The sequence below is a fragment of the Embleya sp. NPDC056575 genome (assembly GCF_042793325.1).
GTDB lineage: Bacteria > Actinomycetota > Actinomycetes > Streptomycetales > Streptomycetaceae > Embleya.
In genome coordinates, this window is sequence record NZ_JBHTVA010000007.1 from 1 (window position 1) to 4,489 (window position 4,489).

4 protein-coding genes are annotated in these 4,489 nt (G+C 71.2%); 1 reads left to right on the forward strand and 3 read right to left on the reverse strand.

Features of this window, described 5'->3' with window-relative positions:
• Positions 1-156 precede the first annotated feature (156 nt).
• The 3 genes from ACFRCG_RS07155 to ACFRCG_RS07165 all read right to left on the reverse strand — a co-directional run bounded on the left by ACFRCG_RS07155 (position 157) and on the right by ACFRCG_RS07165 (position 3,055).
• Positions 157-1,950 carry a glycosyl hydrolase family 18 protein gene (locus ACFRCG_RS07155; protein WP_380029918.1) on the reverse strand — a complete coding sequence of 598 codons (1,794 nt, stop codon included), beginning with the start codon at positions 1,948-1,950 and terminating at the stop codon, positions 157-159.
• Positions 1,951-2,259: 309 nt separating this feature from the next.
• The gene (locus ACFRCG_RS07160) at positions 2,260-2,880 is read right to left on the reverse strand and encodes a hypothetical protein (protein ID WP_379997349.1); all 621 of its coding nucleotides are present in this window, start codon (positions 2,878-2,880) and stop codon (positions 2,260-2,262) included.
• A 46-nt stretch (positions 2,881-2,926) separates the two neighbouring features.
• Positions 2,927-3,055 (reverse strand): hypothetical protein, encoded by a 129-nt coding sequence (locus tag ACFRCG_RS07165; protein WP_380029660.1) that lies wholly within the window; start codon positions 3,053-3,055, stop codon positions 2,927-2,929.
• A gap of 376 nt (positions 3,056-3,431) precedes the next feature.
• On the opposite strand from ACFRCG_RS07165, the gene ACFRCG_RS07170 reads away from it, so the two are divergent.
• Positions 3,432-4,412 carry an NAD(P)/FAD-dependent oxidoreductase gene (locus tag ACFRCG_RS07170; protein ID WP_380029662.1) on the forward strand — a complete coding sequence of 327 codons (981 nt, stop codon included), beginning with the start codon at positions 3,432-3,434 and terminating at the stop codon, positions 4,410-4,412.
• The last annotated feature ends 77 nt before the right edge of the window (positions 4,413-4,489 follow it).

A 4,489-nucleotide genomic window follows, 5' to 3' on the forward strand; every position in this document is an offset into this window, starting at 1 on the left:
GGGGGGGGGGGGGGGGGGGGCGGGGCATTGGGGGGGGTGGTGGGGCCCGGGGGGCGGGGGGGGGGGTGTGGGCCCCGCCCCCCCGGGGGGCCCCGCCCACGACCGTGCGGTCACGAAGCGGTGAAGGCGGCCGCGTTCGTGGCCGCGCCTTCGGGGCTAGCCCAGGCCGTTGTGGATCGCGGCCGCGAGTTCGCCGTTGGTGGTGTCACCGCTGAACTCCCAGAAGAACGCGCCGCGCAGGTTCTGCGCCTTGGCCCAGTGCATCTTGGAGGCGACGGTGGCCGGGGTGTCGTAGCTCCACCAGTTGCTGCCGCACTTGGCGTAGGCGGTGCCGGCCACGAGGCCGGTGGTGGGGCAGCTGCTCTTGAGCACCTTGTAGTCCTCGATGCCGGCCTCGTAGGTGCCCGGGGCGGCGCCGGTGGCGGTGCCGCCGGGCGCGTCCTGGGTGACGCCGGTCCAGCCGCGGCCGTAGAAGCCGATGCCGAGGAGGAGCTTGTTCGCCGGTACGCCCTTGGTCTTGAGCTTGGCGATGGCGTCCGAGGAGTTGAAGCCGTCCTTGGGGATGCCGGTGTACGAGGTCAGCGGCGAGTGGGGGGCGGTGGGGCCCTTGGCGTCCCAGGCGCCGAAGAAGTCGTACGTCATCACGTTGTACCAGTCGACGGACGCGGAGGCGCCGCCGTAGTCGGCCGCGTCGATCTTGCCGGCCGAGGAGGCGTCGGCGGTGATCGCCGCGGTGACCAGGTTGTTGGCACCGAACTTGGCGCGGGTGGCCGCGAGCAGCGTCTTGATCGACGCGGCACCGCTGGTGTCGCAGGTCAGGCCGCACGCGTTGGGGTATTCCCAGTCGAGGTCGATGCCGTCGAACACGTCGGCCCAGCGCGGGTCCTCGACCAGGTTGTAGCAGGACTCGGCGAACGCGGCGGGGTTGGCCGCGGCCTGGCCGAAGCCGCCGGACCAGGTCCAGCCGCCGAAGGACCAAAGGACCTTGATGTTGGGGTACTTGGCCTTGAGCTGGCGCAATTGGTTGAAGTTGCCGCGCAGCGGCTGCTCCCAGTTGTCGGCGACGCCGCTGACGCTTTGATCCGCCGTGAACGCCTTGTCGTAGTCGGCGTAGGAGTCGCCGATGGTGCACTTGCCGCCCTGGACGTTGCCGAAGGCGTAGTTGATGTGGGTGATCTTGGCGGCCGAGCCGGACGTGACGATGTTCTTCACGTTGTAGTTGCGGCCGTAGATGCCCCAGTTGGTGAAGTAGCCGAGCTTGACCGCGTTTCCGCCGCCGCCGGGGTTGCCGCCGCCGGTGGTGTGCACGGTGACCGGGGCGCTCGCGGGGCCGGTCTGGTCGGCGTTGTCGCGGGCGACGACGGTGTAGGTGTAGTCGGTGCCCGCGGCGAGGCCGCCGTCTGTGTAGGTGGTCGTGGCGACGGTGGCGACCTTGGTGCCGCCGCGCAGCACGTCGTAGTTCTTGACGCCGTGGTCGTCGGTGGCCGCGGTCCAGGTGAGCGTGGCGCCGTTGTCGCCGACGTTGCTCGCCACGGGCGTTCCGGGCGCCGATGGCGGGTTGTCGCCGGGGTTCGTGGGTCCCCCGTCGCAGGAGGCGCCGTTGATCTTGCAGCCCGTGGGGTTGCCGGGGCCGGTGCCGTTGAAGCCGAAGGTCACCGAGGCGCCGGGGGCGACGGTGCCGTTCCAGCCGACGTTCTTGGCGCTGTAGTGGTCGCCGGTGCGCGTGACGGTGGCGTCCCAGGACGAGCCGACGGCGGTGCCGGCGGGGAAGTCCCATTCCAGGGTCCACGAGCTGATCGCGGCGGTTCCGGTGTTCTTGACGGTCCAGCTTCCGCCGAAGCCGGAGCCCCAGTCGGAGGTCTTGACGAATGTCGCGGTGGTGCCGGCGGCCTGTGCGGGGGACGCGAGGCCGACCATCGCCGCGAGGGGAAGCAGCAGGGCGCTCATCATGGCGACGAGAGTGCGTCGGGACAAGGTGGTGCGTTGTTTGGTTCCTGTGCTCAAGGGTGCTCCTCGAGTGGGGCCAGACATGCGGGGACGTGCACCAGCCGGTGGGGAAACGATTCGACCACCACCCCACCGGGGTTCCCGTGAGCGTAGGAAAGGTCTGGACCAGAGGTCAATGGTCTGTACCAAAATGGTCTGGACCAACCACCGCGCCCGGCCCCGAAAACGCCGCACGCGGGCCCCGAAGGACCCGCGTGAGCTGGGGTTTCGACGAACTTGCCAAAATTTTCGGGCAGTTGCTCGGGAACGAAGTCAGCGACGGGCCGGTGCGTACGGCGCGCCGGGAGCCGGCGCGGTGCCGTCCACGGCGGCCCGCCAACGGTCGTGCAGCCACATCTGGGTGCGCCGTCGGGCGGCCCGCTCGTCCCACTGCACGTCGCGCTCGTAGGTGAGCACGGACAGGTCCCCCGCGAGCACCGCCCACGTGTAGAGCCCGTTGATGTGACGCGCGTTGACCCTCATTCCGCTCACCGAACCGGCCCGACCGGAGGCGGTGGCGATGGTCTCGTCGTGCTGGGCGACCCACTGCACGGTCAGCCCCTCGGCGTGCAGCGGATCGACGTGGTGCCAAAACGCCTCGGCGGCGGCGTGCGCCTCCTCGGTGCCGGGCAGCGGCCCCGGACGCGGGCCGTCCAGCCGGGTCCAGCCCAGCAGGGTGCCGTCGGCGCGGTCGACCACCACGCTGGCGTGCGCGCCGCCGGGGCGCGGATCGCCGGCGGGTTGGTGGCGCAGGACCACGACGGGGCGCTCGTCGTGCCACGCGTAGTCGAGCGCGGTGAGTATCCAGGTGCGGGGTATCGACAGTCGGCACTTCGCCAGCAGAGCGGCGACGGCGGTGGTGACGTCGGAGTCCCTGCCGGGGAACAGGGTCATGGTGCGTCCTCGCGGTCGTGCGGGATTCGAACGGGCTCGAAGCGGATCAGGTCGGTGTGGCCGCCTCGCCACCGGGGCGCGGCGCCGCGAACTCGCGTACCGGATCGGGACCGAGCCGCCGGCAGGCGACCTCGATCACGCCGCGGTGCGCGGGCGCCGCCAGTTTGCCGCACACACGTTCGCCTTCGCCCGTGAGGGTGAGTCGACCGGGCGCGGCACGGGCGGGCGGTGCGCTCGCGGGGCTAACCCGGGGCGGGCCGTGGCGCCGAGGCCGGGCGCGACCGTGGTCCGCGCCCATCGCGATCGGCGCCGAAGGGCCGATCGTCGCGGCGGCGCGCAGGAGAACTCCATGGATGGGACCCTAACGACCGGCGAGCCGGATGAGAACAAGTTCCACGGTTTCCATACGCTCACGTATGGACTTTTGCCCACCGTTGGGCTACCTCGCGTGCGGTTGGTGCTTCCGTTCGTGTGACGCGGGGCACGAACTCGGCGAAGGCCGTGTGTCCTTGGGCTAGTGTCCGGGCAACCCCGCTCGGGAAGGAGCGCGTGTGTCCACCACCGTCGACACCGATCTGCTCGTCGTCGGCGCGGGCCCGACGGGCCTGTACGCCGCCTACTACGCGGGATTCCGGGGCCTGCGCACCGCGCTCGTCGACTCGCTGCCCGAACCCGGTGGGCAGATCTCCGCGATGTACCCGGAGAAGATGATCTACGACGTCGCGGGCTTCCCCGCGATCAAGGGCCAGGACCTGGTCGACGCGCTGGTCGAACAGGCCGCCCCGTTCGAGCCGAACTACCTCCTCGGGCACCGCGCCGAGCAGTTGGCGCAGGACGAGGAGGGCGTCACGATCACCTGCGCGAGTGGCCTGGTGGTGCGCACCAAGGTGGTGTTGATCAGCGGCGGTATCGGCACCTTCAGTCCGCGCCCGCTGCCGGCGGCCGACGCGTTCACCGGCGAGGGTGTGCGCTACTTCGTGCCGCGCCTGGCCGATCTGGCCGGACTCGACGTGTTGATCGTGGGCGGCGGTGACTCGGCGTTCGACTGGGCGACCAGCCTGGAGCCGATCGCCAAGTCGATCACCCTGGTCCACCGGCGGGACAAGTTCCGCGCGCACGAGCACACCGTGCGGCGGGTGTTGGCCTCCACCACCGAGGTGATCACCTCCGCCGAGGTCACCGCCCTGCACGGCAACGGGCAGGTGCGGGCGGCGGATGTGGTCGGCAAGCTCGACGGCGCGGTACGCACCCTGCCGGTCCAGGCGGTGGTGGCCGCGCTCGGCTTCGTCGCGGACCTGGGCCCGATGACCCAATGGGGCCTGGAGCAGCGCAAGCGGCACATCGTGGTGAACCAGGCGATGCGCACCAACCTGGAGCGGGTGTTCGCCGCCGGGGACATCGTCGACTACGACGGCAAGGTCAAGCTGATCGCCACCGGCTTCGGCGAAGCGGCCACCGCGGTCAACAACGCGATGACCGTGATCGACCCCTCGGCGCACGTCTTCCCGGGCCACTCCTCCGACGTCCCGTAGGCCGCCGGCGACCGGCGCCGGCGTCCCCCCCCGGGGGGGCACCCGCCGAGGGCGGTTAGGCCGCGCCCGGGGCCCCG

Bases quoted from the DNA above. Each gene is read 5' to 3' on its own strand.
- ACFRCG_RS07160 (WP_379997349.1), bottom strand. From the start codon at position 2,880: ATGACCCTGTTCCCCGGCAGGGACTCCGACGTCACCACCGCCGTCGCC.
- ACFRCG_RS07155 (WP_380029918.1), bottom strand. From the start codon at position 1,950: ATGATGAGCGCCCTGCTGCTTCCCCTCGCGGCGATGGTCGGCCTCGCG.